This is a genomic window from Nitrosospira sp. Nsp2 (assembly GCF_003050965.1).
Taxonomy (GTDB): domain Bacteria; phylum Pseudomonadota; class Gammaproteobacteria; order Burkholderiales; family Nitrosomonadaceae; genus Nitrosospira.
Map to the genome: position 1 here is coordinate 382,951 of NZ_QAOU01000001.1, position 24,194 is coordinate 407,144.

24 protein-coding genes and 1 pseudogene are annotated in these 24,194 nt (G+C 52.3%); 9 read left to right on the top strand and 16 right to left on the bottom strand.

Going from position 1 to position 24,194, the window contains the following annotated elements; genetic code table 11:
• Positions 1 to 3 precede the first annotated feature (3 nt).
• Positions 4 to 573, top strand: a complete 570-nt coding sequence (locus C8R31_RS01740; protein ID WP_181320331.1) for a terminase small subunit — start codon at positions 4 to 6, stop codon at positions 571 to 573.
• Between the two features lie 23 nt (positions 574 to 596).
• Here the strand turns inward: C8R31_RS01740 and C8R31_RS01745 are convergent, their stop codons facing one another.
• From C8R31_RS01745 to C8R31_RS15910, 5 genes are all read right to left on the bottom strand, one after another.
• Positions 597 to 926, bottom strand: a complete 330-nt coding sequence (locus C8R31_RS01745) for a hypothetical protein (RefSeq protein WP_107692348.1) — start codon at positions 924 to 926, stop codon at positions 597 to 599.
• Between the two features lie 250 nt (positions 927 to 1,176).
• Complete coding sequence (locus C8R31_RS01750) at positions 1,177 to 2,124, bottom strand: reverse transcriptase domain-containing protein (RefSeq protein ID WP_258192489.1); 948 nt, start codon at positions 2,122 to 2,124, stop codon at positions 1,177 to 1,179.
• A 385-nt stretch (positions 2,125 to 2,509) separates the two neighbouring features.
• The gene (locus C8R31_RS16695; protein ID WP_375136103.1) at positions 2,510 to 2,836 is read right to left on the bottom strand and encodes an SOS response-associated peptidase family protein; all 327 of its coding nucleotides are present in this window, start codon (positions 2,834 to 2,836) and stop codon (positions 2,510 to 2,512) included.
• A 400-nt stretch (positions 2,837 to 3,236) separates the two neighbouring features.
• The gene (locus C8R31_RS01755; RefSeq protein ID WP_107692350.1) at positions 3,237 to 3,617 is read right to left on the bottom strand and encodes a hypothetical protein; all 381 of its coding nucleotides are present in this window, start codon (positions 3,615 to 3,617) and stop codon (positions 3,237 to 3,239) included.
• A 39-nt stretch (positions 3,618 to 3,656) separates the two neighbouring features.
• Complete coding sequence (locus tag C8R31_RS15910) at positions 3,657 to 3,824, bottom strand: hypothetical protein (protein WP_181320333.1); 168 nt, start codon at positions 3,822 to 3,824, stop codon at positions 3,657 to 3,659.
• An 833-nt stretch (positions 3,825 to 4,657) separates the two neighbouring features.
• Between C8R31_RS15910 and C8R31_RS15915 the strand changes: the two genes are divergently transcribed.
• The 3 genes from C8R31_RS15915 (at position 4,658) to C8R31_RS01780 (ending at position 7,234) form a co-directional block, all read left to right on the top strand.
• Positions 4,658 to 5,164 (top strand): hypothetical protein, encoded by a 507-nt coding sequence (locus C8R31_RS15915; protein ID WP_181320335.1) that lies wholly within the window; start codon positions 4,658 to 4,660, stop codon positions 5,162 to 5,164.
• Positions 5,165 to 5,223: 59 nt separating this feature from the next.
• The gene (gene cls, locus C8R31_RS01770; RefSeq protein WP_107692352.1) at positions 5,224 to 6,588 is read left to right on the top strand and encodes a cardiolipin synthase; all 1,365 of its coding nucleotides are present in this window, start codon (positions 5,224 to 5,226) and stop codon (positions 6,586 to 6,588) included.
• Positions 6,589 to 6,820: 232 nt separating this feature from the next.
• A complete protein-coding gene (locus C8R31_RS01780; RefSeq protein ID WP_107692353.1) occupies positions 6,821 to 7,234 on the top strand; it encodes a BON domain-containing protein in 414 nt (137 codons plus the stop codon).
• A gap of 151 nt (positions 7,235 to 7,385) precedes the next feature.
• Here C8R31_RS01780 and C8R31_RS01785 read toward each other — a convergent pair whose 3' ends face one another.
• The 5 genes from C8R31_RS01785 to C8R31_RS15920 form a co-directional block, all read right to left on the bottom strand.
• Positions 7,386 to 7,943 (bottom strand): recombinase family protein, encoded by a 558-nt coding sequence (locus C8R31_RS01785; protein ID WP_107692354.1) that lies wholly within the window; start codon positions 7,941 to 7,943, stop codon positions 7,386 to 7,388.
• Positions 7,944 to 8,297: 354 nt separating this feature from the next.
• Positions 8,298 to 9,101 carry a Crp/Fnr family transcriptional regulator gene (locus C8R31_RS01790; RefSeq protein ID WP_107692355.1) on the bottom strand — a complete coding sequence of 268 codons (804 nt, stop codon included), beginning with the start codon at positions 9,099 to 9,101 and terminating at the stop codon, positions 8,298 to 8,300.
• Positions 9,102 to 9,146: 45 nt separating this feature from the next.
• A complete protein-coding gene (locus tag C8R31_RS01795; protein WP_258192490.1) occupies positions 9,147 to 9,545 on the bottom strand; it encodes a hypothetical protein in 399 nt (132 codons plus the stop codon).
• Between the two features lie 113 nt (positions 9,546 to 9,658).
• On the bottom strand, positions 9,659 to 9,895 hold the full coding sequence (locus C8R31_RS01800) for a hypothetical protein (RefSeq protein WP_107692356.1): 237 nt from the start codon (positions 9,893 to 9,895) through the stop codon (positions 9,659 to 9,661).
• A 255-nt stretch (positions 9,896 to 10,150) separates the two neighbouring features.
• Positions 10,151 to 10,570, bottom strand: coding sequence for a hypothetical protein (locus tag C8R31_RS15920; protein ID WP_181320337.1), 420 nt, complete (start codon positions 10,568 to 10,570; stop codon positions 10,151 to 10,153).
• 370 nt (positions 10,571 to 10,940) lie between these two features.
• Here C8R31_RS15920 and C8R31_RS16700 point away from each other — a divergent pair, with 370 nt between their 5' ends.
• The 4 genes and pseudogenes from C8R31_RS16700 (at position 10,941) to ligD (C8R31_RS16705) (ending at position 13,299) form a co-directional block, all read left to right on the top strand.
• Complete coding sequence (locus tag C8R31_RS16700; protein WP_375136109.1) at positions 10,941 to 10,997, top strand: hypothetical protein; 57 nt, start codon at positions 10,941 to 10,943, stop codon at positions 10,995 to 10,997.
• 126 nt (positions 10,998 to 11,123) lie between these two features.
• A complete protein-coding gene (locus tag C8R31_RS01820; RefSeq protein ID WP_107692359.1) occupies positions 11,124 to 11,402 on the top strand; it encodes an HU family DNA-binding protein in 279 nt (92 codons plus the stop codon).
• Positions 11,403 to 11,614: 212 nt separating this feature from the next.
• A complete protein-coding gene (gene ligD / locus C8R31_RS16385; RefSeq protein ID WP_258192529.1) occupies positions 11,615 to 12,451 on the top strand; it encodes a non-homologous end-joining DNA ligase in 837 nt (278 codons plus the stop codon).
• 203 nt (positions 12,452 to 12,654) lie between these two features.
• Positions 12,655 to 13,299 (top strand): annotated as a pseudogene (ligD, locus tag C8R31_RS16705) (non-homologous end-joining DNA ligase).
• 646 nt (positions 13,300 to 13,945) lie between these two features.
• Here ligD (C8R31_RS16705) and C8R31_RS01830 read toward each other — a convergent pair.
• From C8R31_RS01830 to C8R31_RS16710, 5 genes are all read right to left on the bottom strand, one after another.
• The gene (locus C8R31_RS01830) at positions 13,946 to 14,938 is read right to left on the bottom strand and encodes a diguanylate cyclase domain-containing protein (RefSeq protein ID WP_107692360.1); all 993 of its coding nucleotides are present in this window, start codon (positions 14,936 to 14,938) and stop codon (positions 13,946 to 13,948) included.
• Positions 14,939 to 14,996: 58 nt separating this feature from the next.
• Positions 14,997 to 15,350, bottom strand: coding sequence for a hypothetical protein (locus tag C8R31_RS01835; RefSeq protein ID WP_107692361.1), 354 nt, complete (start codon positions 15,348 to 15,350; stop codon positions 14,997 to 14,999).
• Positions 15,323 to 17,497, bottom strand: a complete 2,175-nt coding sequence (locus C8R31_RS01840; protein ID WP_258192494.1) for an EAL domain-containing protein — start codon at positions 17,495 to 17,497, stop codon at positions 15,323 to 15,325. The genes C8R31_RS01835 and C8R31_RS01840 overlap by 28 nt, the downstream gene beginning before the upstream one ends.
• Before the next feature lie 338 nt (positions 17,498 to 17,835).
• Positions 17,836 to 18,207: a sensor histidine kinase KdpD gene (locus C8R31_RS01845; protein WP_219907423.1), complete on the bottom strand. Its 372-nt coding sequence runs from the start codon at positions 18,205 to 18,207 to the stop codon at positions 17,836 to 17,838.
• Between the two features lie 172 nt (positions 18,208 to 18,379).
• Positions 18,380 to 19,000, bottom strand: a complete 621-nt coding sequence (locus tag C8R31_RS16710) for a hypothetical protein (protein WP_375136110.1) — start codon at positions 18,998 to 19,000, stop codon at positions 18,380 to 18,382.
• A gap of 170 nt (positions 19,001 to 19,170) precedes the next feature.
• Here C8R31_RS16710 and C8R31_RS01855 point away from each other — a divergent pair, with 170 nt between their 5' ends.
• The gene (locus C8R31_RS01855) at positions 19,171 to 21,633 is read left to right on the top strand and encodes a PAS domain S-box protein (RefSeq protein WP_107692363.1); all 2,463 of its coding nucleotides are present in this window, start codon (positions 19,171 to 19,173) and stop codon (positions 21,631 to 21,633) included.
• 437 nt (positions 21,634 to 22,070) lie between these two features.
• On the opposite strand, the gene C8R31_RS01860 is transcribed toward C8R31_RS01855, so the two are convergent.
• Positions 22,071 to 24,191, bottom strand: a complete 2,121-nt coding sequence (locus C8R31_RS01860) for a UvrD-helicase domain-containing protein (protein ID WP_107692364.1) — start codon at positions 24,189 to 24,191, stop codon at positions 22,071 to 22,073.
• Positions 24,192 to 24,194: the final 3 nt, after the last annotated feature.

Consider the following 24,194-nt stretch of genomic DNA (forward strand, 5'->3'; position numbering starts at 1 on the left):
GAGTTGAACAAAAACACTCGAACTGAACTCACCCTGAAACAGCAACGGTTCATAGCAGAGTATTGCGTTGACCTGAACGCCGCTGCTGCATACAGGCGCGCTGGCTATAACGCCCGGGGAAATGCAGCTGAAGCCTGTGCTTCCCGACTGCTAAGCAATGTTAAGGTTCAGCAAGCGATCCAAGAGAAGGAAAAGATCGCCGCGAAGCGGCTGGAGGCGAACACGGAGAACGTTTTGCGCGCGACCTCGGCGCTTGCCTTCTCCGATATTCGCAAGCTGTTCAATAGTGATGGTTCACCAAAATCCATTCAGGAACTCGATGACGCCACAGCTGCGGCTATCTCATCTATTGAGGTCGGCCAATTGATGTCCGAGGGCAAGGTGGTCGGCCGGGTGTGCAAGATCAAGCTTTGTGACAAGAACAGCGCACAGGAACGCCTGTTCAAGCACCTTGGGCTGTTTCGCAAAGAGAACAGCCCGCAGCCAACCTTGAGTAATATCGAAGTATCGTTTGTGTCGTCAGATGGACGGCGAACCGATTCATTGGAGACTGGAAAACGTGATGACGCTTAGGTGTCAGTCTCTCCCTTTGCCGACTAGAAACTTGGCAAAGGTTGTATGCCCAGTCCTGGAGGTGTCGGCGCAACAACTGCAGGAGGATTAGTGGCATAGGGATTGTTCGGCGACTCGTTGGAATAGCGCGAACCGTATTGACCGTGCGGATTGTTGACGGAGTCGGCTGAATATTCGCTGCCGTAACGTCCGTAGGGATTGCTCGTGCTGTTCGGATCGTACTGGTTGCCGCCAAGATTGCCGAGATACTTGCCCGTCTGACGATCCACGAGAATAGGTGGACCCGCTAAAGACAATTCGAATGCGAGCGCAAGAATTAATCCGACCAGAAACGATGTGCCTTCCTTGTTCATCGTGCTTCTCCCATTGACTGTCCTTTGATTATTCCGCGGACCACGACACCTTCATATTGATGTTACGTCTTTTTGGGTCGATAACCAGTGGACCTTGGTACAGCTTTTCTGAATGAGTTTGGGAGCTGATGCCGTTGAACCGAGGCGACCTCTACAGGAAGGAGTTGCAAGGAGCCAGGTGTCGGTGCGATCAAGCCGAACATATCGACGCCGCAAAAGGGGCGAGCGTACCGAATACGTTGACGTACTGTTACCGAAATACGTTTACGCTGACATGTGTAATCAAGGTTTTCTCCGGAGAAAGAACCAGGCCACGTTCCGCCAGAAACGCTTCAACCAGCGGTTTCACTCGGTCTACGAGAATCTCCCGTGAATTCGCCGTGATGACGAAATCATCAGCATAGCGAATCAAATGCACCTGCGCCGCTCTGCCTTGCGTCGATCCCGGTCCCAAGAGCGGGAACGCCGCGAGAAGCCGCTTTTCGAGGCCATCAAGAGCGAGATTTGCCAGTACAGGCGAAATGATTCCTCCTTGCGGAGTGCCCGAAATCGTATCGTAGAGCATTTGGTTCTCCAGATAGCCAGACTTGAGCCATTTCCGGAGTATCGATCCATCCATAGGGACGTGCTCGAGAAGCCAGAGGTGACTGATGTTGTCAAAGCAGCCTTGGATATCTCCCTCAAGAACCCATGAAGGTGAGCGGCGGTACAGATTGGTGAAACATCGCTCTATGGCGTCTGCGCAGCTTCGTCCCCGCCGAAAGCCGTAGGAGCCTCGGTCAGCCAGCGCCTCAGCAACCGGATCGAGCGCAAGCAGATATAGCGCTTGCATTGCCCGATCTCGAATTGTCGGGATGCCCAATGGACGCAGCTTTCCGTTGGCCTTCGGGATATAGATGCGTCGTAGAGGGCGAGGCCGGTAGCCTCGTTGCCTCAGAGAGACTACGCCTTGCAGTTTCTTGGAGGAGGTATTCCAAATGTCCCCGTCAATCCCGGGGGTGCGTTTGCCGTCGTTCTCGGTTACACGGCGTACCGCGGATCGCTTGCCGCTAACCGAATGGGTCAAGAGGCGTTGCAACGCCTTCACCTTGTTCCATCGTTTTTCCTGTACAGCCTTCACAATACGCGCTTGAAGTCGGCTAACACTCGTCTCCACGGCAAGCCAGTCTATGGCTTCCCATAAAAGGTTTGTGTCCAAGGACGCACCAGCTTTCGCCGTCATCTGCCTTTCCCAGTTGACCGATTGATCAAATTCTCTTGTGACGTAAGACCAAGAGGAAGTCTGCCCGCTTTCGCGTCGGACAATGTTTCAGTCCGTATTCCGGCCATTACAGCCAGACATTCGCTTTCTCCTCTATCCTCTACCCGCATTGCCATCATCTCGCCTTACGGTTCGGTTTCCCACCGGGAGCAATACGGGCTTGCCATGTTCCACATGCATGACCAGAATGGTTTAGGTTCCTCTACCGTACCGGCGGCAATTATGCCCATGACGGATGAGAATGGAGCATCCGTGCCTTGCCGCGATCAGATCACACAGCATCTTTTGATCCTTCATGGTTGGCGATACTAATGAGGTTCGCTTACGCTAACCAGCCATCCACCCTAGCTCCGACCCACCTTGATGCTGGCAGGCATGCCGTCCTCTCGCGATTCCGGCACCCGTCTTGCGACGGAGGTTGCATTGTCCAAGGGCTTTTAGACGGGCCGTTGCCGGACCGCCATACCTCGTAGGGTACTGCCGATGGGACGGCAGGTTCGGCCGGATGACTCCGCCGAACAATCACACATGCGACTTCATGTCGCAACCATTCATACCATCCACCGGCGCGTATGATCACCCGTCCTTCCCTGAACATGTGCCGGAAATATCTGCCAGTCAGCGCTTTCTCTACCCGCGCATGATCCATGGTTTACGCTTCGCCGCGGCTTCGTTCGGCGTTCTGCACCCTCACGTGAGGTAATCGGACTGAAGCTTTCCTGTCAACAAATGGAGCAACAGGGCAGGGCGACCAGGGCTAAGGTTGTACTCGGGGCCAGGATCACCACCCAACCAATCGGGCTCCCAAATTTTGGGATAAGAGCCCCTCGCGTCGTGCCCACGTGTTTCGGATTGTTCTATGCGGCCGCACATTTAGATGTATTAAGCAATTGTCTATTGCTTGCTGTCTTTCTTCCCCACCGCGCCATGCCATCAATTTGTGCAATGAGTTGAGGTGTTCTTCGCCGGGGTCGGCATGTTCACATTTCTCGTCACGCGCCAACACTGGAAGGCTTCAGTGGTCAGAGGAAAGCCTGAGCCTCTCCATGCTAGTCCTCTCCGTTGTATTTCCAAGGATTAATACGGCGCTCCCACGTCACTTTAACTCTCTCTAAACGCCTTTCCGTTGTGCCAATATTCTCCAGCTGCGTCGGCTCATTTTTCCCTAGTCTGGGTGGCTTAATAGGCGTTTCCGCTCCATCTTTCTTTGGCCGGCCGCCCCACAGAACATCGAAGTTCGGCGCGTAAGTCTCTTTCGATTCGCTATCAGCCAGCCTGTAAGCCTGTTGCCGCGCCAGCTCAGCAAGCCGCAGGATCTCGTCGACTTTGGCCTTCATCTCCCTTCGCGACCCAATGTGTGGCAGCTCCTCGACGATAGCCTCGATCTTGGAGATATTGACGACGAGAAATTCTACGTTTGTACTGGACATGCTCCGCCTCTTACTTTGTAAAAAGATCAACCGGAAAATTTAACGCTTGTGAAATTGATAAAGAACATTGATAGCCCATGCCTTGATCGGATGGACGCCGTCGAGTTCGGCATCGACAGCCTCGGCAGGAATGCGAGTTCCGTCGTCCGTCGCCTTAGCTGCTTTATAAAGAGCAACATGGTCCAAGCCTTGGTAAGACGCCGCCATGTCTTCAAAAATATCAATTGGGACGATAGTATTCGCGCTTGCCGTCCTTTTCTATGACAATATCCTGCTCATTTGCGTACGCTCGCCTCGGCTCAATCTCGCCTGGAATGTCACGTGTTTCTGCACTCCTCCGATCTTACGGACTTCGGGATTAATTAACAGTGGACTTTGGTACAGCTTTTTTGGCTGAGCCTTAACGAGTTGATGTGGATGTACGTCCCCGCATAGTCCGGGCTTTCCTGCTTTTCACCGCTTTCCAATCTTTTTTTTTGCGTCCGTAAAGAGTTCCGAAATTTCACATGAACCAGAACCCAGTGACCGACTCCCTAGGGTGTACTTCAGTCCAATAGTCATTACCATCGATGCGAGTAAAGTGTGCGGAAGAACTCGAGACTCAGGTTGCTGCCTGGCGACGATTCCAAATGTGAGATGCGCTCTAAAGGAGCGGGAACGCGCCTACAGTCGGCTTGAGCTATTGTTGGCCGGCATCATGCTGGGCTTTAGAAAGTCCGGGTTAGCCGGCGAAGATACCAAACGGCATTCGAGTAGGGATGCAGTTAGAAACCCGGTAGGGCGGCGTTTGGTTACAGAAGTCAGAAAGGAAGTGAGAACTCAAACGCCGAGTGGCCTACTGGAAACAAAAGGCCGGAATCGAGCGGCCCTGAGAAATCAGGGCAGCCAAGCTCGTGGTCAGAATTAAGAAATACAGCGAAAGGTTCGCAGCCATGATAAGCGAAAAGCAGGTCATGGCTACCAGGATCGCAACTCCCACTAAAATTCTCGGCTGCGTTAGCCGAGCCCAAGGGCAACGAAGTACCTTCAAGGAAAATACCATGTCGCACGAATCGCTTAACCCATGGATGCTCGCAACAATCGGAATACTGTTGGTGGGCACAACCGTCGGGGTCACAATGCTAGCAGGACGAGAATCAAAGATTGAGGCTCCTGAATCCAAACCGGCGCGAATCAGTGAAACAAAAGCCCAGGTGACCCAGAATGTAGGGAGCGCGAACGTCGTCCGGGTAAAGAACCATCGGATGACGGCGCAGCCTGCACAGTCCATCATCGCAACATGCAACGAGTATGCAGATGATCAGGTAAACAGCAAAACCGAGGAGGTGTTCACAAGTGCCGTGCTGGGTGCTGCTATTGGCGCAGCAGTAGGTGCCGCCGGAGGTGCCATCGCGGGGGGAGGGAATGCGGGAAAAGGAGCCGCCATAGGTGGCTTGACCGGTGCAGCAGGCGGCAGCCTCTACGGCCTCAATGAAAGTAAGTCGCATGATGCACGATATCAGGCCGCTTATTCTTCCTGCATGCGCTCAAAGGGTTACCGCGGTTAACATTCCCTGCGTCTTCATTTTGACGGTCTCGTAAATACCTCCCAGAGGAGGCTCGTTTCATGAAAGCCCCGAGATATTCAGTAGCTCTGTGCGCGATAATTCTGCTCGTTGGGTGCGGTTCCCGCTCAATCCCAGATAAAACCGCACATTCTAACCGTTCCGTGCATATCAATGGCTCACAGGGCATACTCTCTGTCCAGGAAAGCAAGGCAGTCCTGTCGAATCTCAAAAAGGGCAGTCCTGAAACAGATATCTTTAACAAGCATCTTGCCCAGGAAGAGGAACTGTCGGGAAGCTCGCTTACGATGGGCAACAAGGTAACGCTGTTGGTCGATGGTCCCACCACCTACAAATCGATGTATGCGGCAATACAGGGCGCCAAAAATCATATCAACATGGAAACCTATAGTATCGAAGACGACGAAGTTGGTCGTCGCTTTGCCGCTGCGTTGATTGAAAAGCAAAAGCAGGGCATACAGGTACATTTGATTTACGACAGTGTGGGGTCAGCCGATACACCTGAAGAATTTTTCCAGCCATTAATCGACAGCGGAATTGCGATACTCGAATTCAATCCCCTCAACCCGCTCAGCCTTCGCAAGAAATGGGAAGTAGGCCGGGATCACCGTAAGTTGCTCGTGATTGACGGGCAGGTCGCCTTTGTAGGCGGCGTCAATATTAGCAGCGTATATTCCAGCGGATCATTCCGATCAAAACCTCCTACTAGGGATTCCCCACCGTGGCGCGATACGCATCTGCGTATCGAAGGCCCCGTCGTCAGTGATTTCCAGAAATTGTTTATGGCGACGTGGGAAAGACAGCAGGGTGAGCCCATCGCAGCGAAATCTTTTTTTCCGCAGATAGGCAGTAGGGGTAACGAAGTAGTGCGGGCCGTTGGCAGTTCGCCGGCTGATCCTTACAGCCGCCTTTACGCTACGCTTATATCCGCTATAAATAACGCTCAAACCTATGCGTATGTGACTACCGCGTATTTTGTACCGGATTCGCGGCTACTGGCTGCGTTGAAGGGCGCAGCCCAGCGCGGCGTTGACGTGCGATTAATGTTACCGAACAAAACCGATTCGAACCTGGTATTTTATGCGGCACACTCTTACTATGACCAATTGCTGAGTGTTGGAGTGAAGATCTATGAACGGGAGGATGTTTTATTACATGCGAAGACCGCATTAATCGACGGCGTGTGGTCCACCATAGGCTCGACCAATCTTGACTGGTTAAGTTTGGAGCAAAACCAGGAAATCAACGCGGTCGTTCTTGGGCAAGAATTCGGTGCGCAAATGAAGGCACTGTTCGACAAAGATATTGAATCTTCCCAGCTTGTCATATTGAAAAAATGGCGGCAACGTCCATTTGTTGTTCGCCTAAAAGAACTTGGCGCCAGCTTGTTGGCTCGCGGCCTTTAGTTTCTATCGCAACCCAAAAAACCTAACAAAGCGATAAGACCCCTTACCGGTGCCGTACTCACCTTATGCAGACCGACGGTCGGCGGGACGACAAAGAACAGGGCGACATCGTTGGTCAGCAGAGTCGACGGGAGCGCCGCAGTCAGAACAAGAAAAAGGACTATCGCTCAACCGTGGGCGATCAATCAGGATGTATTTTTAGCGGTGTAAATAAAATTAAAAAGGAACCGAAATGAAAGTAAAAGAGAATCTCACATTAATCGGTATCTCGATGCTATTCGTCTGCGGGCTTACCGCATGCGACAAGCCGGGGCCCGCAGAAACCGCAGGTAAAAAAATAGACCAGACGGCTGGTGAAGCCAGCAAGAGAATAGGTGAAGCAGCCGATGAAATCGGTAAAAAACTTGGCAAGCAAGGCGAGAAGGCCAGTGTGACTATTGATGATGCCGAGATTACGACCAAGGTAAAAGCAGGCATATTTGCCGAGCCCGGTCTCAAAACACTACAAATCGGTGTTGATACAATAAAAGGCGTGGTGACATTAAGCGGATCAGTCGATTCGTCGCCAAGCAGCGATAGGGCTAAAGCACTGGCTGGTGCGGTGGCTGGAGTGAAAGAGGTTAAAAACCTGCTTGTGACAAAATAAACCAGATGACATTGAGTTGGAGCCGACTGCATTCCAGCCGGTCCGAACCATTGGGGGGATATTTCGCAGGAGATGGGCCATATTTACCTTTAACCTCTGCTGAGTTCATCGCCAATTAGTGGCGTTTCTTCCTTCCCGGCCTTACCCCTTTTTATCGGATATATTGGTAAAGAGTCTCCCTGCTTATTCCAAACTCTTTCGCCAGTTTTGTCCGGTTTGCACCCGTTGCGGCCTGTTCTCGCAGTTGAGCAATCCTCTCCGCGTTTAACGCTGGCTTCCTGCCCTTGTAGACCGTTCCCTTGGCCTTCGCCAGCGCTATCCCTTCCCGCTGCCTTTCCCTGATAAGCGAACGCTCAAACTGTGCGAAGGCGCTGAGCATAGTAAACATCAGGATGGAACGAGGGTCATCACTGCCTGCCGTAAAGCTCATATTCTCCTTGATGAATTCAACCGATACACCTCGATCTTTCATCTCCCTCACAAGCCTGAGCATGTCCTCCACATTTCGTGCCAGCCGGTCCATGGAATGAACGACGAGCGTATCCCCTGCACGAAGATGATTCAGGGCTGCCTGAAGTTGTGGCCTGTTCGTATCCTTGCCTGATGCCTTGTCGGTGAACACCTTGTCCGAATAAATGCCGTCAAGCTGGCTCTCGGCGTTCTGGTCAAGCGAGCTCACACGAACGTATCCAATTCTCTGACTGGTCATGATCTCTTTCTCCTAAATGTCCAGTTAGAGTCTATGACCTTCGTCCGTTGCTGTCAAGTAAGATGATTTCTAATCTTAAACTGACAAAAAATGACGGTGATAGTGTCAGGTGCAGGTGTATGGTTGAGGTGTACCCCATAATGACAGCTCAACGAGGATGGGCTTTGAGGGCATATATCCACTGTCCCCAGCACCAAGGGAACTACCGTACAGTAGGGGGGAAAAGGGGTGAGAACGGCAATATAAAATACGTTATCAATAATAAAATAGGGACATGAGCTCATCCGATTTACCAGTATCAATACCTCCCGATGACAAGCTTTTCTTTCATTGCTCTCTCCTAACTATTTTTTCCTATTTTCCTTTTTTACATAATGAAATATGTACGTTAGTTCGCATTGCGATATATAGAATCGTCTCGGCCAGAATCTTCTGATACTCGTGTAGACGCCGATATTCCTTGGCAACAGCTGCGTAACCCTCACCTGCGAGTTCCTCCCATTCCCGGCGGTTGCATACAGTGATGTGACCGCGACGACATCGGACCGCGCCGATGGCTTCCAGTTTTTTCGTAGCCATAGAGATACCTTCGCGTCGCACCGCAAGAAAGATTGCTACCTGTTCATGGGTCGTATAGAGCTCATCGTGGGGGTGGCGATCAACAATAATCAACAGGAAATGACTTAATCTCTGCTCGATATTATTATGGCAGTTACCAACCGCAATCTGCTCTGTCTGGGTAAGCAGGGCAACTGTAAACCGCAGGAGCAAGCGGTGAAAATTTCCTCCGCATTGAAATTCTTTTTTCAACAAGGCGGCTTTGATTTGGAAGGCGCTGCCCTCGCTTAACACAACCACTGGCGCCAAGGCGTTCTGGCTCCCCGGTATGCAGGATATCCCCACCATTCCTTCGCTTCCCGTGGCGGAAGTTGTTACGGATGCGCCATTCTTGAGCTTATGCAAGCTAACGGCAATGCAATCGGTCGGAAAATGCAGACGGGCGATTGGGGCGTTAATTTCATAGATGCTTTCCCCGACCGGTAGGCGAACGAGTTGGAAGTCGGGCAGAAGGCGTGCGTAATCCACACAAGGCAAAACAGCCAGTAGCGGATTTTGCCTGGGACTTGCGATAGGCTCATAAAACTCATGCAGGCGCATTGCAGTTGCCTTCGGCGCAAATAGTCCGCTAAACAGTGTTTCTTGCTACTTCAAGTGATCTGCGGCGAGCATTCGAGACTTATCGGGTAGACGAAGGAAGGCTACCCCCGCTAGACCCAAGGCAAAAGATCCGTAGACAATAAACAAGGCGCGTTTTGAAAGGCGATGCTCAAACCCCGGGCTGAGCCGTTTAGGGGCAACATAGAAGTCGACTACATAAGCCGCCGCTGTGGCCGCAAGGGCAGGAGCGATTACCGCTGTGCAGTTTTTTGCCTTAAACCCTTCCTGAAGTTTTTCGTGAAGAATAGCCCAGAACACAGACGCGGCATGATGGATTGCATACCCCAGGACGGTGTATTTAAGGCTGAAACTATTCTTGAACGGCGCATGCCTTCCCCAGACCCATTGGCTGGGACCATTAACCGGTGCAGCGGACCTGTTCAACTCACTCTTGCCCAGAAACCGCAAGGGAAATGGCGGAAAGAATGCTGGCAGCGGCACCCGGCACAAAGGCTTTGCGCAATGTTCTGCCAAGGCTTATGTCGGTAATTCCATAACTATTGGGGCGTGCCGGAAAGCTTGTCGCTATCGCCATCAATCCATGCACGAGCTTCTACGTTTGCAGACTCCTCAGCCTTGCTTTCGTCGTCCAGCGGCGGGACAAGGCTCTCCAATACAACCTTTCCACTTTTATCAAGAATCCTGTAGCGGCCGTTCCACACGTCAAGGGTATCGTCGTGCTCAGTACTGATAAAAATGTTATATCCCTTATAAGTCCCCTGCTCTGCGTTCATCTTGTCTCCTAAGGTGGCTGATATGCCCAGGCAAAAATTATCCTTTCCTAACCAAATCCTAATCCAGCTTATTATCCTTCCTGGAAGAATTTGCTCTGTACGGTAATCCGCATTGGTCTAATTCTGGGTAGTTGCTCCGGCGTGCACGCAGTGCCCTCATCGCTAGAGCTCACAGCCGTAGCATTCTGGGTGGCAGCAGGATCGTCTTGAGACAAGGCCCCGATGCTCGACTTACTCATTTCCATGACTCCGATATTAGCCCTTGGCATTATGCTTAAATGCACCCCCACGAGTAGTTCCGGTCTCTCTATTGGTTCCTTGCTTCTGATTTTCTCGCCTACCACTTGGAAGTTGCTCAGACTTGCTGCCATGATGACTCTGACGTCCTTTTCTGTCTGCGTCGACATGCTGCTCAAACGAACTCCCGCGGGTTGAGCCAGACTCGGCATTGGTTGTTTGACGTTGGTTTCCTTGGCTACCTCCTTTTTGGTATCCAGTTTCGCCATGGCTGCTTTGTCCGCCTTTATTGCCCGGCTCACGAACTTCGCCCGAATCTAACTCATGTGCGTTTTCTTTATCTTGAGCCGATCTTCTACCTTCACTGGAACAAAAGCCCCGATCACTTTCTGATCCACCTGGTTTCTGGTCGTTATTGTTATCGTTATTTGAAGGCATGGTGCTCTCCTTTAGTAGAAAAAAGATTCGCTCGACCCCTCTTTATCTCATTTCTTTGTAATGTGGCCTTCCCGGACATCCATCGGAAATAAACACAGCTGAAAGACAACAATTATCTTAATATCTTCGAATACTCTATGACAAGATAGTGCATCCGTTGGAATTCATTAAGGCGGCTCCGAACAAGTCAGAATTTGGAGTGCCGTATTTATCAAATTGCTGTATCTCGTTTTTGGTCTGGGAGGGACAGCAGAGACAGCGGTCTTGATGTTGAATTGCCTGTTGACGGGCGTTCTCCCGTCGCTGGCCGGCTGTGGCGCGACGCAATACCTTGTCAGTTTTTTCCACCGGAAACCGGAAGCCTTGGGCGATGCAACCGGAAAACATGTCGCCCAACTACACCATGAGCTGGCGCGACGTCCCGTGACGCACGCGCACTAGCAAGTGGGCAAGCTTCCGATCCGCTTGCCTATCTTTGTGTCCAGCCCGTCAAAGGTCGAAAGGGGTTGGAGGGGTAACTACTTCAAATCACATTAAAGGGAGATTTCAGATAATGACGAGAAAAGAATTTATCCAAACCATGGCAACAAAGACAGGCGCCAGCAAAGCTGACATGGAAGTCACCGTTGGCGCACTGCTCGAGGTCATTTCGGAGACGCTGAAGAAAGGCGACTCGCTATCCTTTCCGGGTTTTGGCAGCTTCGAAGTACGCGAACGCCCCGCGTACAAGGGGCGCAATCCCAGGACGGGAGAAGAACTGCAAATTAAAGCCTCACGGATTCCTACGTTCAGGGCAGGCGCTACGCTGAAGGCGGCAGTCAATGGAAAATAATGAATACCAAAAGCCGGGGCACCTAAAGTGACGGGTCCGCTTAAAAGTGCGAAGGCTGCAAGTGGCGTGGCGGCGCCGGGAAAGAAAAAAACCTCCGGTTCGCCGCATTTGCCTGAAGGGGCAGCTAAAGCTGATCTACCTCGCACGCTGCAGCCACGCTGGCCACGCTGGTCGATGGCCCTCCCAACGACCCCTGCGAGTGGATATACGAAATCAAGTTCGATGGCTACCACCTGCTGAGCCGAATAGACGGGGAGGAGATTCAGCTCTTCACCCGCAACGGCAATGACTGGTCCCACAAGCTTCCCCGCCTCGTTAATGCAATAAATGGGATGGGTTTTAAGAGCGGCTGGCTCGATGGGGAAGTAATGGTGCTCAACGAGAACGGCCTTCCGGACTTCCAGGCATTGCAAAATGCCTTTGACAGTTCCCGTACGCAAAACATCATCTACTATGTTTTTGACGTGCCCTTTTACGACGGCCACGACCTAAGGGCGACTCTGTTGGTTGAGCGCCGGGAATTCCTCAAACAGTTGTTTGCCACACGTTCCTCGGAGACAGTACGCTTCAGCGCCACCTTTGATGTGCCCGCAAGCGAAATAATCGTCTCTGCCTGTCGCATGGGGCTGGAAGGCCTGATCGGCAAACGCAAGGACTCAGCCTACGTCTCCCGGCGCTCCCCCAACTGGATAAAGCTCAAATGCTGCCAGCGCAAGGAATTCGTGACCGGCGGCTATACCGACCCGCAAGGCACCAGGATAGGAATCGGCTCGCTCTTGCTGGGCTTTTACGATAAAGAACAAAAGCTGCGGTATGCCGGTAATGTTGGCACGGGATTCAGCGACAAGAGCTTGCGCGATCTGAAGGCGCAGCTGGACAAAGTCGCAGCTACAGCCAATCCCTTTTCCAACGCCACCGGTGTCGGCCGTAAAGTTCATTGGGTCAGGCCCGAATTGGTGGCGGAAGTCTCCTTTGCCGAATGGACCCGGGAGGAACATATTCGCCATTCCGTGTTTCATGGCCTGAGAATAGACAAGAAGGCCGCTTGATCACGCGTGAAAAACCGGTTCATGCCGGTCCCGGCGAAACTAAGCTTAAGCTCAAACCCAGACCTGAACCCAAACGTGGTTGGGCATCAACCCCAGCCGTTGCATCTGCGCGTATCACCCATCTGGAAAGGGTGATCGGTCCATCCACCGGGTTCACCAAGATGGATTTGGTCCATTATTGTGGTTTAGTGGCACCCCTGATGATGGAGCACCTTTCTGGGCGTCCGGTCTCCCTCGTGCGAGCGCCAGACGGGATTACGGGTCAACTGTTTTTTCAGAAACACCTGGAAAAATACAAGATGACGGGGGTGATTCAGCTTGACCAGGCTCTCGACCCTGGGCACCCCCCGTTTCTGGAAGTCGCAACACAGGAAGGGCTTCTGGCTGCGGCGCAAATGAATGTGATCGAGTTTCATACCTGAAACGCCACGAAGAATGCGATTGATAAGCCAGACAGAATGGTATTTGACCTGGACCCTGGAGAAGGAGTGAGTTGGAGATTCATGCAGGATGCAGCCCAGATTGTCCGCATATTCCTGAACGAACTTGGGTTAGTGTCTTTCCTGAAGACCAGCGGAGGGAAGGGCTTACACGTGGTCGTGCCCATCAAGAGGTTGCGCGACTGGGGTACCGTGAAAGGTTTCTCTCAGGCGATTGTCGAGCATCTGGCCAAGGTGATACCGCCGCGTTTCGTGGCAAAGAGCGGGCCGAGCAACAGGGTGGGAAGAATCTTTATTGACTACCTGCGAAACGGACTAGGAGCCACCACTGCTTCTGCCTTGTCGGTCCGAGCACGTCCTGGACTTGGTGTTTCGGTGCCGCTTGCATGGGAAGAACTGGAACCTTGACCAGCTCAGAGCGCTGGACCGCTTCCAATATGCAGGAGCGTCTGGAAATAGGGAATACCCCATCGGAAGAGTATGAAGCTTCACGGCGATCAATATTGCCAGCAATGAAAACACTAGGGTTCAGGCCAGCCAAGGGATCTTGAAAATCCAATAAAAAAGCCCGGAGCAGGTCAATGCGGCCGGGCTGGGGTTTCAATCTTCTGGAGGGAAAATAGTTACCTTGAGGCATATCCTACAGGCTTTTCACACCCTGCCTATTGGACTGAAGTACAAGTAGCAGGGAAAGCAAAAGCGCATCAGATTAACGTTCTAAACTCCCGACGGAATCGAAGCAAGGAAGGTCACAGTAAATAGGGTCGTCCCTCCTCTGTCATATAACCTCGACTATATAGGCACTCCCTCTATCACGCTGTATGCTGATGTAGTCGGCACTATTCGCCTGGGCAGGATCAATCCCAATCGGCTCCATATCGCCATACACGGCCCATACTCTTGTCTGTCATGACGGCAATACGCCGGTAACCAAACCGCGGATAACGGCCCACGCTTCAATTAGCTGTGCGGCACTCACTGAAGTATATGCCAGGTGCAACACTCAAGGCTGCGGTCAACAGCGGGGCGGCTAAGTCGTAATAGCACTATAAAGCTACTCCGCTGTTGGACTCGAGCTTCCCTGAGGATCTTTATCCTGGTCAAAAAAGATATAACCCCCATTTTTTTCTTTCGCCCGGTACATAGCCGCATCCGCGTTTGCCACCAGTTCACTGGGCGTCCCGGCGTCATTAGGATAGACAGCAATACCTATGCTGGCCCCAACCGTAAGCTCCAGATCGCCGATAATCAGGGGTTGGGAAATACGTTCGCAAACCCTATCTGCGACGAGTTGAATATTGCGGGGACTTTTAGGATTCACCAATAAATAAAGGAATTCATCACCGCCATAACGACAAACCGTGTCTTCACTGCGAACCTGTTCATCCAATCGTTGCGCCACAATCTGCAAGACCGTGTCACCCGTCGCATGACCGTAGGTATCGTTGATTAGCTTAAAACGATCAAGGTCGATAAACATTATTGCCAAAATCCAGTCGTGCCGAGTGGCAAGGGCAACTGCCTGTTCAAGGCGGTCATTGAACAGCTCACGACTGGGAATACCCGTAACGAAATCCCGCATTGTGCGCAGCGTTGCTTTCTCTGCCGCCAAGGAGGCGCCCGTTACGACGTTCTCCATGGTGGATAAAAATGCCCTTGTCGCAGACAATTCTTGCTTGGTCTGTTTGAGCTCTTGTTCAAGCTTTCTGCTGTCGTCCATTTCCTCTACGAGGACGTCATTGAGTTCTCCTAGCGTAACAGCGGATTCCTGTATTTTTTCTTCCACATCTTTGTTTTGTTCCAATGCTTTTTTTACCTGCGGTGATGCTGCAATTGGCGATATTTCTTTCTTCATCGTTTCATTGATGGTAGAGAGCTCAGTGGCGCATTCCTCTATCTTTTCCTTTACATAATCATTTTTTTCCAATGCCTTTCCCAACGAGAACGGAGTGTTGCTAGCCGAGACCGGTGATGAGTTTTCGGAATCTATTTTTGGATTTGATGGAGTAGTCGAACGGCTAGGCTCAAGAGGAGAATATTTGGTCATGATTCATATCCAGGGTTAATGGGTGGTGGAGCTTCAACATCACGAATGGGATGTGTAACTAGTGCTCGTCGATCGTATATTTCTTCGTGGCCGGCATGATTTCTTTAGACAATAGAGATACCTCGCAATAATCGCGTAGTAATTGATAACTGACGTGATTGCCATTTATAGGTTGAATTCCGCCGATCGCGGCCCGTTTTTTTTCCCCCGACAGTGCCTCATCAACCGCGGAGATGAGGGTGCCTGCGTCTTCGCGCCCGTGCCCACTGATCGCTATGCCCAAGCTTGAGGTCAGCTGCATTGCCGTCTGGCTTGCTTGATCAGCAGAGGGGACAGCTTTTAATAAACGAAAACGGCGGTGCAACGCGATTGTATCGTGCCTGCCTAGGGCATCTTCCAGGCCGCCATCCACGCTTCGAACTCGTTCACAACCATGGGTTTTGCATATAAGTAACCCTGGCCTTCATCGCACTCAATGCCCTGAAGAAACCGCGCCTGTGCTTCCGTCTCAACACCCTCGGCAATCACACGCAAGCCTAGGCTGCGACCCATCGCCACGATCGCCCGAACGATAGCTTCAGCGTCGGGGTCCTCTGGAAGGTCACGAACGAAAGACTGGTCTATCTTCAGACGATCCGCCACGAATTGCCGCAAGTACGACAGGCTGGAATAGCCGGTACCGAAATCGTCAATCGCTACTTTTATACCCTGCGCATTAAGAATACGCATTTTCTGTATGACCGATTCCACACCTTGCATTACCACGCTCTCAGTTACCTCAAGTTCCAGGCGCTCTGCCGCAAGGCCGGTTTCTTCGAGCACACGCAATACCACATCAATGAAATCTTCCTGACGGAATTGCACGGCTGAGACGTTCACTGCAACTCCAAGATCAGTCCCGCAGTGGGCACGCCACTGGCGTGCCTGAAGACAGGATTCCCGCAGTACATGCTCCCCAAGTGGCAGAATTAATCCAGTGTCCTCGGCCACAGGAATGAAGCTTGCGGGCGGGACGAAACCGCGTTTGGGGTGCCGCCAACGCATAAGCGCTTCTGCGCCAATCACACGCCTGGTAAGAAGCTCTATCTGTGGCTGGTATACGGCAAAGATTTCGTTACGCTCAACAGCACCCCTCAGGTCGCGTTCAAGGCTGAGCCGTTCCGTTGCCCGAGAAGTCAACTCCACCGAATAGAATTGATACCGGTTGCGACCGGCCTCTTTGGCACAATACATCGAGCTGTCAGCATTGCGCATCAAGCCGCTCGCGTCCTTGGCACTATCCGGATAAATGCTGATCCCGATGCTTGCACTTACCAACAACTCATGCTCCTCTATTTCGTGAGGCTGAGACAACGCTGTGATTATTTTTCGGGCAACCCTTGCCGCATCCTCCGGCGAGTCGATCTGGCCCAGCAAGACAATAAACTCGTCACCTCCCACGCGGCTGATCGTGTCGATTTGTCGCACTGAAGATTGCAGACGCTCTGCGACAACCTTAAGTAGTTTGTCTCCAATTTCATGACCGAGCGAATCGTTGACCAGCTTGAAACGATCCAGATCCACGAACAGCAATGCCAGGCGATGGGAATAGCGGTCGGCGTGCGCGATGGCAATTTTAATGCGGTCAGCAAGTAAAGCGCGATTGGGTAACCCTGTCAGCGGATCATAATGGGCGAGATGCTCGATGCGCTCCTGCGCCTCCTTGCGCTGGGTGATATCGCGAGCAACCTTGGAGGCGCCGATGACGTTGCCCACGCTATCCTTCATGGGTGATATCGTAACGGAGACATCGATTAGCTTACCGCCCTTCGCCAAGCGTACCGTCTCAAAATGATCCACGGGCTTCCCGCTCTTGATGAGGCTCATGATTCTGCTTTCTTCTTGCAAACGGTCGCGCGGGATCAAACCGAATATGGAACAGCCTATGATTTCGTCGGCACGGTATCCAAAAATCCTTTCAGCCCCCGCATTCCAGCTGGTAATGATACCGTTGAGATCTTTGACAATGATTGCATCGTACGAGGACTCAACGATTGCCGCCAACTGTGCTGTATAAGCTTCCGCCTGCTTTCGTTGGGTAACATCCCTGAAGCTCCACACGCGACCCACGTTTCGCCCTTCTACAAGCTTGATTTTCGTAAATCGTTCAAACACCCGACCATCCTTAAGCTGGTGTACATCAAAGCTCTCCGGCGGCCATATTGAATAAATTTCCTCGGTTAAGAGCTGGAACTGCTGAGGTTTTTTTAAATGATTGCTGCAATACTGGATGAGCAGCGGGTGTTTGGCGGCTTCCATGAGTTCGCGCGGAATGCCCCACATATCAACGTAAAGCTGGTTGTAGCAAAGCACGTTGCCATTCTCGTCCGTCACCAGCATGCCGTCCGCCGCCGATTCTATGACTGCTCGCAACGTGGCAAGAGAGCGATTAAGGTGGGCCGTTCTTTCCTCCAACAACTCCATACCGACTGTTTCAGCCGTACGAACTTCTACCTGTCCTTTCCCTTCCTTGCTGGGAAGAGGCAGCGCAGGTGTCTCAGGGTTATGTTTATTAGTCATTGGCTTTAGTGTGATCTGAAAAATGGAAAAAGAAGGACGTAAAGCCACATTTACATGCAAGAAGCGTTTTTTTCCGGCTTTCAGCAGATTGGCGCGGACATTATCCAATCCTTGCCGAGCCCCTGGTTTTTTGAAGACACCAATTATCTATAAAACCCCTCGAAAAAGTGAATGTTGTTGTTTACGGCAATTAATTCGTTTACCTGATTGAGTGTAATTTGTTGTCCCAGACAGCACTACGGCAAAATCTGCTGCGACGAAAGCAGGCACCGTCAAGGAGGGGTTCTAGCGTATACGCAGAACGACACATCGAGTGCCTTGGGATTATCTTAAGGAAACTAGTTACAGCTGCGCGGCAATCCCACCGTGAATACCGTTTCGGTCTCGTCTGACCGGGCTTCGATAGATCCGCCATGGCCTTTGGCAATTTCTCGCGCGATGTACAGTCCAAGCCCGAGGTTCCCGTCCGCGTCGTGTTTGTTCTCGTTATCGGAGCCTCGCTTCAAAGGATCAAAGATCTGGTCGAGGTCCAATTGCTCGATGACAGGACCGCTATTCCTGACTTCGAGGACAACGCCCTCGCCATCCTCATTTACGCCCACATACACCGGCGCATCTGGCGCTCCATACTTGATCGCATTACGCACGAGGTAGCCGAGTAACTGCTGCAGTCGTTGGCTATCCCAGTTGCCGCAAGTATCGCCCTGCACCTCTAGATCGATCCTCCGACCCGGATTTGCTGCACGCAACTGGTCCAATGCGCTAGCACACAATTGACTGAGATCAACATCGCTGGGAGTGATATTTATACCTAACCGAGCGTGGCACGGTTGAAATCAAGCAGATCGTCGAGTAGCGCATGCATATCACGGCCGCTGTTGATCAAACGGCGCGCGGCTTCCGATACTTTGGCGTCAGCATTGAGCGCTGCGAGTTGTAGTCTCCTACTAGTACATGGTTCACAAATAACCCTTCCCCTTTAACTAATATGTAACTGTGCATCAATCCCGACGGAATGAACACACTGCTTGGGCTATCGACAACAGATGTTTCATTGTCCAAGAATACTGCGACTGAGAGTCCCCGTAAATCGTCTTCGTTGCCCAGAAAAAGGCAGATGCTGTCCACGCTGTGGCGGTACCGATCCACATGCCCTGGACCGGAATCTTTCGGTTCAGGAATTCGTCGCACGATGCAATATTGACGAGAATCGGTAACATCACGCTCGTCTTGAAAAGAATGGCCATCGCCTGGGCCATGTCGGTGATGCCTAATCTCAACGGATGAAACTAACTTAGGTTTGTTGATTAACTGAGTTGGTGTTGGCGGAAGCGTGCTCCCACCGAAGGAGTTTACGCGTCCAAAAAGGGAAGGATCTATCCAAGTGTAGGTGCGTTCATCACGCAACATTGCTCTGCGGTGCAGCTTTGCAACATGCGTAAATGAATTGTGGCCAACAATTGGCCGCCACTTATCAACTGGAAGACGAGCGTGGGTTTCCACAAGCGAACTTGCGTACGGAATTCCATGGCCATTTTGCAAGCTTCTCCAGTTGAGAGCACGGAGGTGAGAAGAACAAGAGTTGCACAACCTGTTTTCCCTGGCAGGGGAATCTTTGGGAGCCAGGATTTGCTAGTCTGTAGTCAGGGAGCTTAGCGACGGGAGCCTTTCATATGAAAAAAAACGCGGAAACGGGGAACGCTAAAGTAGCGGGAAGCCAGTCTAAATTGCCCTACTGGTTGCAGGGCAGCGAAATGGGCGAGGTGATTTTTGCGCACGATTGGACAAACTCCGGCCTTGGGCCCCTCTCGACATGGCCGCATCATCTTAAATTTGCGGTCAATACCATGCTGTTGATGCCCTCGGCCGCCATGCTGCTTTGGGGACGGGATCTCCTACAAATTTACAATGACCGTTGTCGTGATTTGATGGGCCCAAAGCACTCCATTTATCTTGGCCGGGCAACAAGAGAGTCCTGGCCAGAAGTATGGGATTTCACATGGCCGATTTGCGAGGGAGTGACGCAGCGGTGGGAATCTTTTAATTTCGAGGATAAGCGGTTGGTGGTGAATCTCAATAACGGGGCACCTAAAGAGGTATTCGTCACGCTGACATATAGCCCAGTTCCAGGAAACATTTTCGCGGAGATTTCTGACGGGATAACGATTGAAAGGGGCGAGGCAGCCGGCGTGCTACTAACGGTAACCGAGACGACGGAATCGGTCAGAGCGCGCGCTTGTGAAGCAGAGAGAGTCCGGCTTAAGGAGGAGTTGGCCGAGCTCGCATTGCGTGAGAGCGAGAACCGTTTTCGGCAAGCGCTTGAGATTGATACGGTGGGAGTCGTTTTCTTCAATAAACAGGGACTGGTTACAGAAGCGAACGATGCCTTCCTGAAGATGAGCGGCTTTAGCCGCGAAGATCAAAAGACAGGGAGGCTACGGTCTGATGACCTGACGCCGCGGGAATGGCACTCAACAGTTTTGCGCGCGGCGGAGGAACTCAAGACGACCGGGCGCATCACCCCTTATGAGAGGGAATTATTTCGCAAGGATGGTACACGCTGGTGGGCATTGGTCGCCACGAAGCAACTTCATTACAACGAGATAGTGGCGTACGTGGTTGACATAAGCGAGCGCAGGCGCATCGAGAAGAGCCTGCGCGAGAGTGAGGCAAGGTTTCGCGCGCTTGCTGAAGCTTCGCCTGCGTTGATCTGGCAGGTGGACCAGCTTGGTGATGTGATTTATGTGAACCAGCGGGCGGTAGAGCTGATGGATATGGGCGTCGAGGAGTTGATGGCTGGCGGGTGGCGTTCGATTCTCCATCCTGACGATGCCCCCGGCTATCTTGCGGCGTTCGATAAGGCGACCTTAGATCGCTCGTACTTCAAGCACCGTGTCCGGATCAGGAATCGCGAAGGCGGATGGCGGTGGCTCAAGACGCATGCTATGCCCTGGTTTCCGTCTCCAGGGGAGTATGCGGGATATGTCGGCATATCGCTGGACATTACTGAAACGGTTAACGGGGAAACAGCCTTGCTGGAGGCTAATCGGCGCAAGGACGAGTTTCTAGCCACACTCGCGCATGAGCTTCGCAATCCACTCGCGCCGATCGTCAATGCGCTGGCGCTGATTGCCCAGCCAGAAGGCATCGCCTCCGCTCCGCGGCTGCTGCCCATCATCAGCCGTCAGGTCGACTACATGGTGCATTTGGTCGATGATCTGCTGGAGATATCTCGCATTACGAGCGGAAGAGTTGAATTGCGGATAGCGCCAACTGATCTGGTTGGTGTACTGCGCAACGCCATCGACACAAATATGGACGGGATCAACGAGAAGCAACTTGAATTGAGCGAATCCCTTCCCCAAAAACTTTTAATTGTGCAGGGGGATGCCGTTCGCCTTGAGCAGATCTTTGTGAATCTGCTCAACAATGCCATCCGCTACACCCCGAAAGGCGGACATATCTGGATTGACGCTTGGCAGGAAGACGATAGCGCTGTCGTATCGGTGAGGGACAACGGCATCGGAATTCTGCCCGGAATGCTGCCTCGTTTGTTCGAAATATTCTCGCAGGAGCGGCGCGGCGGGATGGGGACCCAAGAAGGGCTGGGCATCGGGCTAAGCCTGGTGGACCGCCTCGTCAAAATGCATGGAGGAACGGTGGAAGCCAGAAGTGAAGGGGAGGATAAAGGCAGCGAATTTGTTGTGCGCCTTCCACTGAGGCAAGCCCAGGCGAGTGAAAAAGTGCAACAACCAGAGAAAACAGTTTCGGCAAAGCCTAGCCTGCGCGTGTTGGTGGTTGACGACAATCACGACGCTGCACAAGTAATTTGCATGCTGCTTGAAACGATGGGAGTCAACGTGGAAGCAGTCGATAGCGGGCCTGCTGCACTTGCGGCCATTCCTGTTCATCGGCCGAATATGATTTTGATGGATATTGGCATGCCTGGCATGGATGGCAACGAGGTAGCGCGGCGGATTCGGCAGCAGTCGGTGTTCAACGATATCAAGCTCGTTGCACTCACTGGATGGGGTCAGGAAAAGGATCGACGGAGGTCCAAAGAGAGTGGCTTCGATCACCACCTGACCAAACCCGTAAATCTCCCAGACCTAACGAAGCTGATTGCCTCGATTTAAGCCAGTGGTATCTTGTAGTTCCTTACATCGGGATAGCCTCAAATTCTACGTTTTTCGGTTGTGGGGCATCGACGACTCGGGAAATTCAATCAGAGTTTTCCACTTATTACTGCGCCACAAATCATCTCAATTTTCATTTCACTTCCTATTCCTGTCGTTTCTCCTGAAACTCATCCATAGCAGAAGTTATGGGAGAGAACGTTTCAAGAGATAGTTTTAAGACGAGAAAAGATAGCAAAACAGAAAGTTCTTCTGTCCTCCTCGTTATGTCCTGAAAACGACCGTTTTCGAGAAATAACTAAAGTAAAGTTGTTTCGAGTTAAATGTCGTTAGATGAGAGATCGCACGTTTTTTCTGTGTCGAAAGAGAGGGATTTTGGCACAATGTGCATTTGAGCCACCTTCACGTTTCCTGAACTCTGCCCTCAAGCGTGCCGGTCAAGGTAGCTGTACCAGCATGGCCCCGCGTTTGGCGCGCGTTAACGCGACGTACAGCAGTTTGCGCTGGTTCTCGGTCTGCGTGGGGTCTCCCATATTATTCATGGGCGCAAGAACCACCACGCAGTCGAACTCCAACCCTTTGGCGCGATGCATCGTCGCCAGATGAACCACATTAAGGGCATCTGCGTGGTTGTTCTGAGCGTCAATCGTGACGCAGGCCAGGCCGGCGTTTTCAAGTTCGCGGCTCATGGCGTCACGCACCTTGCCGCTTGCGGTGATCACGCAAAGAGACAGCGGCACAACGTCTGCCTGCTCGGTGCGCCACGCCTTGATAAAGTTCGTGGTTTCCTCCACTGCAGGCTTCAGACCGTCGACCTGGATCAATTTTGGCTCAGGCCCGTGTGATAGCGATTTATAGCGACTATTCTCGTCGCTGCCGCCATCCAGGTCGTCAATATCGCAGCCTTCGAGTAAGGCGACCGCCTGTCTGCGGATCTCGTCCGTTGTGCGGTAATTCAGATAGAGCTTGCGGGAGCGTCCCCGAATTTCAATTCCGCAACGACTCATTACTGCGCGATTCCTGCTGTAAATACGCTGATGCCCATCGCCCACAAAGAACAGGTCGTTGCTGCCGGCAGGAATCATGGCGCGCAGAAGAGTCAGGGCTTGTGGGCCGAGGTCCTGAGTTTCGTCCACAACGATGGCGCTGTATGGAGGGGCGTGTGTCTCGGCGGCAGATGCGGACTCTGCCCCTAGCGTTTCTGCCACCTCACGGTAAGCATCATCGACCTCTTTGAGCTTTCGCGACGCCAATTGCCCACGATACTCTTCAAATACAGGCCAGACGGCATCACGTTTGGCACGATTAAGCACCACGCCACGCCCGGTACGACGCGCAACGCGGTATTGGGCAAGTGTTGTTATGCCTTGCGCAAGGACAACCTGCTCAAGCTCGTGCTCATAAAAATCGTCGGGCAGTTCGAGCCTGGAATCTTTGCTGGCAAGTGCCGACTCCCAGGCCTGCCGCGCTGCATCCCGCTTGCGGTCATAGACGATACGGTGCTCGAGCTTTCGGCCGCGAATAAATGCACCTACCCAAGCGTCAAGATTGCTAACCTCTATCTTGGCCATGGTTGCCGCACTGCATAAGGTACGCAGGTTATGCTTGATATCGGTGGCAAGATTCTTGGTGAAGGTCGTGAACAGCACCTTCTGGCCGTCGGGCGTCCTGTTCTCAGCCAGCCATCTGGCGCGATGGATAGCCAGCACTGTTTTTCCCGTGCCGGCTTGGCCCAATACCCGCATCGGGCCGCTGTGGTCGTCGGAAGCCAGTTTTTTTTGCGTCGGGTGTAAGAATACCCGCCATTGTGCAAGCGGCGCGTTCATAATGGTACGCATGGCTTCGTCGTCAGCCACAACTACAAAGCGTGACTGGGCCTCTGGGGTCTCTAGGCTGGCAGCAAAATTCTCGGCATCGATAACCTGGTCGACTCGGGTCTCGCGGGCCATGAGTATCTGGCTGACCGTATCGCCGGCAACGACTAAAAACAGGCCTTCATATGCCTCTACAGGCAGGCTGAGTTGAATGGCATCCAGTTGCGCTTCGCTGGTGAGCCCACGAACCCTAGCAATTATCTCTTGTGGAACGCCCAGACTCATCAGCTCGTGGTCGGAGAGCTCCGCGAATAAAGGCCGCGCGTCCTGTGTAGCAGCAACGTACGCCGCGCTACCTTGTGCGACCGGATTTTGCGGTCGTTCCTCCTGCTGGATGACGTGTTCCAACACGACCAGCTGCATGGCGCCGGTGACGGGATTAATTGTGAGTCTTCGATTCTCTGCCCAGCGATAGGCGTCATCGTGGTGGTCAACGTACAGCAAAACATATACATCGCCTTTGGTTGGCTTGAACACAATACCGCGCCAATCGTTGTCCAAGCGGACGGACTTCAGATTGGGATCCCGGGCGCCATTGATATTCTCGTAGTTGATGCCGGGGCTGGTCGGGTCGGCTTGGAAGCGGGTGGCCCACTTCATCACCTTTGCATACACAGCGGCAGGCAGTTTTGCCAATTGACCCAGAAATTCCTGGGATAAGGCCACTTTTGGTTTGAAGGTCACGGC